Below are 3767 nucleotides of genomic sequence, written 5' to 3'. Positions count from 1 at the left end.
GCGGTCGCGGCCGGGGACCGGAGCCTCCGGGGGTTCCCGGGCGTGCCGGTGGACGGGACGTGCGGCCCGTCGGGGGACGGGCCGGACCGGCGGCAGGGACGGGGTGCCGCGAGCGGGCGGGATCGGACGACGTCAGGTGGTTGGGTGATGGACGCGAGCAGCGCGGCGCGGGACCGGTCCGGGCCGGTGGTGCGGCCCCCCGGGGGCCCGTACGGCCCGGCGGCGGGCGCGGGGGACGAACCCGATCTGGAGCGACTGGGCCTGGAGCAGCTGCGGGTGCTGCGCCGGGAGACCCTGGAGCAGGAGGCCGACCTGTCGTACCTGCGGCGGCTGCTGCACGGGCGGATGGACATCCTGCGCGCCGAGCTCGACCGGCGGCCCGGCGCGGGCCCGGTCCGTACCGCCGGCCCGTCCGGCCCCGAGCCGGCCCCCGGCGACCTGCTGGACCGGCTGCCGGCCATCCTGACCGACGCGCCCTCCACCGTGCGGCGCTCGGCCCGGCACGTCACCCTCGGCCCGCCGCGCACCCGGGAGTCCGGGCTGGAGGCGGACGCCCTGATGGGCGACGTCCAGCTCGCCGACCTGGCCGCGCACCCGGCCGAGGAACTGCTGGCCGCGCTGGAGCGGCTGCGGGCGCACGAGCGGGAGGTGTCCGGACGGCGCCAGCGGCTGCTGCGCACGGCCGACGGTTGCAATGCCGAGATCACCCGCAGGTACCGTGATGGGGAAGCACGGGTCGACGACCTGCTCGCAGGGGGGCCGCTCTGACCGGGTGAGTCGCCGCGGGCGGTGGGCCCGGCTCCCGCCCGGCCCACCCTCGCCCCGGAAGGCTCACCCGCCATGTCCCTGCCCGCCACCACGCCCGTTCTCGCCGAGGTCGTGCGCTCCGGTTTCGTCGAGGGCCGCCACCGCGGCTCCCTGGTGCTGCTCGCGGCCGACGGCTCGGTCGAGTTCGCGCTCGGCGACCCGGACGCCCCGGTCTTCCCGCGGTCGACCGCCAAGCCGTTCCAGGCGGTGGCCACGCTGCGGGCCGGGCTGGCGATCGAGGGCGAGCTGCTGGCGCTGGCGGCCTCCAGCCACTCCGCAGAATCGTTTCACCTCGATGGTGTGCGGAGCATCCTCGGCTCCGCCGGGCTCGACGAGTCGGCCCTGCGTACCCCGGCCGACCTGCCGCTGGACGAGACCGAGGCGGAGCTGCTGCTCGCCGCCGGCGGCGGACGCGCCCCGATCCTGATGGACTGCTCCGGCAAGCACGCCGGCTGGCTGGCCGCCTGCACGGCCAACGGCTGGGACACCGCGAGCTACCTCGACCCGGCCCACCCGATCCAGCGGCTGGCCCGTGAGGCCCTGGAGGAGGCCACCGGCGAGACCGCCGCGCACGCCGGGGTGGACGGCTGCGGCGCGCCGCTGCTGGCCGTGTCGCTGACCGGGCTGGCCCGTGGCTACCGCGGCCTGGTGCTGGCCGCCGAGGGCACCGAGCCGCGTCGCGTCGCCGACGCGATGCGCGCCCACCCCGAGTACGTGGCCGGCACCCGCCGGGCCGACACCCGGCTGATGCGGGCGGTGCCGGGAGCGCTGTCCAAGATGGGCGCCGAGGCCGTCCAGGTGGTCGCGCTGCCGGACGGGCGGGCGCTGGCCTTCAAGATCGAGGACGGCGGCGAGCGGGCCCGCGGCCCGGTGCTGGCGGCGGCGCTGCGCCGGCTCGGGGTGACGGGGGCGGACGGGACCGTCGAGCGGATCGGCGCCGCCCCGCTGCTCGGCGGCGGCGTGCCGGTCGGCGAGGTGCGGGCGGCGTTCTAGGACGTTTCCGGGCGGTCGGTGGTCGGCGGTCGGTGGTCGGTGGTCGGTGGCCGCTCGTCCGGGTGCGGGCGGACCCGGGCCGGTGCACGGTGGACCGGGGGCCGTCGCACAGCTGAGGAGTCCGCCATGACCGACCATGTGTACCGGGTGACCGAGATCGTCGGGTCCTCGACCGAGAGCGTCGACGCCGCGATCCGCAACGGGGTGGAGCGCGCCTCCCGGACGCTGCGCAACCTCGACTGGTTCGAGGTCTCGCAGGTCCGGGGCCACCTGGAGGAGGGCCGGATCAAGCACTACCAGGTGTGCATCAAGGTCGGCTTCCGGCTGGAGGACTGACCGGGCCCGGAAGCCCGACCAGGCCCGGCCCGGTAGGACCGGCCCGGTTCAGCCGCGTTCCGGCAGCACCGGCGGCACCCCGGTGCGCGGGTGCGCCAGCACCTCCACGGGGTGCCCGTACACCTCGCTGCCCTGCGAAGGTGGTGGGCTCGGTGGCGGCCATCGCCTCGGCCACGGCCGCCGCGTCCTCGGCTGCCGCCGCAGTGCCCGCCCACGGCGCGCGGCCCGTCCGGACCACCTCGTCGGCCTCCAGGGTTCGGGGTCGGCCGTTCGGGTCTGCCGTTCGGGTCGGCCGTTCGGAGTCGGACCGAATATTTTGGTTAGCCTAACCTAACTTCACATCATGCCGACAGGGTGTCGGCAAACCGTCCCGTCCCCGGGAACGACAGAGGCCGGGGCCCGCGGAAGAAATCCGCGAACCCCGGCCCCGGGCTGTCCCGACCTGCCTCGAACCGCTCTCGATCGAATGAGATCGGAACGACGGCTCAGTGGCCGCCCTGCTCCGCCAGACGCTTGATCGAAGCGGTGACCTCGGCCTCGGCCTCGGCGCGGCCGACCCAGTCGGCGCCCTCGACGGACTTGCCGGGCTCCAGGTCCTTGTAGACCTCGAAGAAGTGCTGGATCTCCAGGCGGTCGAACTCCGACACGTGGTGGATGTCGCGCAGGTGCTCCCAGCGCGGGTCGGTCGCCGGGACGCAGAGCAGCTTGTCGTCGCCGCCGGCCTCGTCGGTCATGTGGAACATGCCGATGGCGCGGCACTTGATCAGGCAGCCCGGGAAGGTCGGCTCGTCCAGGATGACCAGGGCGTCCAGCGGGTCGCCGTCCTCGCCGAGCGTGCCCTCGACGTAGCCGTAGTCGGCCGGGTAGCGGGTCGAGGTGAAGAGCATCCGGTCGAGCCGCAGACGGCCGGTCTCGTGGTCGACCTCGTACTTGTTACGAGAGCCCTTCGGGATTTCGATAAGGACGTCGAACTCCAACGGTTCCTCCAAGGTAGGGACTGACAGAATCCAAGTGTCTCCTACGGGAGCGAGTGCTCGGGAAAGGGGCCGGTCGGTGGGAGCAGGGGGAGGGGCGGCGCGCCGTCGCGGGGGGACGGCCGCGGGGCTGGTCGGAGCGGCGCTGCTGGTCGTCGGTACGGTCCTGACCTCGGGTGGTGCGTACGCGCAGCCGTCCCCGCCGCCGGGTGGGCACAGTGCCGGGCATGGCGAGGACGAGGACCACGACGGGAAGGGCGGCCGCGACGGGAGGAAGGGCGACCACGGGAAGGGCGGCGCCGGACCCCGGTCGAACGACGGTCCGGGTGCCGAGCCCACCCGTCGGGCCGCGCCGCCCGTCGCCTCCGGGCCCGCCGCCCCCACCGCCGCCGGCGGCAGCGACGCGCCCGGCGCACGCCCGGCGCCCGCGCCGAGCGCCGTCCTGGCCGCCGTGGACGGCGCCACGGGCGCCGCCGTCCCCACCGCGCAGGGCCTCCAGCAGGCGCTCGCCGCGGCCCTCGCCGACAAGAGCCTCGGCGAGGTCACCTTCGCCGTCGCGGACGCCGGCACCGGCCAACTCCTGTACGGCTCCGGGGAGAACACCCCGGCCACCCCCGCCTCCACCACCAAGCTGGCCACCGCGATCGCGGCCCTGTC

The 3767-nt window shown here is 75.6% G+C and carries 5 protein-coding genes and 1 pseudogene; 4 read left to right on the top strand and 2 right to left on the bottom strand.

Features of this window, described 5'->3' with window-relative positions:
• Positions 1–147: 147 nt before the first annotated feature.
• The 3 genes from ACIQOV_RS32035 (at position 148) to ACIQOV_RS32025 (ending at position 2136) form a co-directional block, all read left to right on the top strand.
• A complete protein-coding gene (locus ACIQOV_RS32035; protein WP_380546920.1) occupies positions 148–768 on the top strand; it encodes an ABC transporter substrate-binding protein in 621 nt (206 codons plus the stop codon).
• A 72-nt stretch (positions 769–840) separates the two neighbouring features.
• Entirely contained in the window at positions 841–1800 is a 960-nt protein-coding gene (locus ACIQOV_RS32030; protein WP_401054190.1) for an asparaginase, read from the top strand.
• 126 nt (positions 1801–1926) lie between these two features.
• Entirely contained in the window at positions 1927–2136 is a 210-nt protein-coding gene (locus tag ACIQOV_RS32025; protein WP_359909395.1) for a dodecin, read from the top strand.
• 91 nt (positions 2137–2227) lie between these two features.
• Here ACIQOV_RS32025 and ACIQOV_RS32020 read toward each other — a convergent pair.
• Together ACIQOV_RS32020 and ACIQOV_RS32015 are read right to left on the bottom strand one after the other, a co-directional pair.
• A pseudogene (locus ACIQOV_RS32020) lies at positions 2228–2380 on the bottom strand (hemin ABC transporter ATP-binding protein); the annotation flags it as partial.
• A gap of 241 nt (positions 2381–2621) precedes the next feature.
• The gene (locus tag ACIQOV_RS32015; RefSeq protein WP_188300447.1) at positions 2622–3113 is read right to left on the bottom strand and encodes an inorganic diphosphatase; all 492 of its coding nucleotides are present in this window, start codon (positions 3111–3113) and stop codon (positions 2622–2624) included.
• 76 nt (positions 3114–3189) lie between these two features.
• Here ACIQOV_RS32015 and ACIQOV_RS32010 point away from each other — a divergent pair.
• A partial coding sequence (locus ACIQOV_RS32010) for a D-alanyl-D-alanine carboxypeptidase (protein WP_401054188.1) occupies positions 3190–3767 on the top strand: 578 nt, incomplete at its 3' end.

This window comes from Kitasatospora sp. NPDC091257, from assembly GCF_044757675.1.
GTDB lineage: Bacteria > Actinomycetota > Actinomycetes > Streptomycetales > Streptomycetaceae > Kitasatospora > Kitasatospora lactacystinica.
Note: the sequence above shows the minus strand (reverse complement) of the source record. Positions and strands in the feature narration are given on the sequence as shown.

Excerpts from the sequence above, each read along its gene's own strand:
- ACIQOV_RS32035 (WP_380546920.1), top strand. The coding sequence starts at position 148 with ATGGACGCGAGCAGCGCGGCGCGGGACCGGTCCGGGCCGGTGGTGCGG.
- ACIQOV_RS32025 (WP_359909395.1), top strand. The coding sequence starts at position 1,927 with ATGACCGACCATGTGTACCGGGTGACCGAGATCGTCGGGTCCTCGACC.
- ACIQOV_RS32030 (WP_401054190.1), top strand. The coding sequence starts at position 841 with ATGTCCCTGCCCGCCACCACGCCCGTTCTCGCCGAGGTCGTGCGCTCC.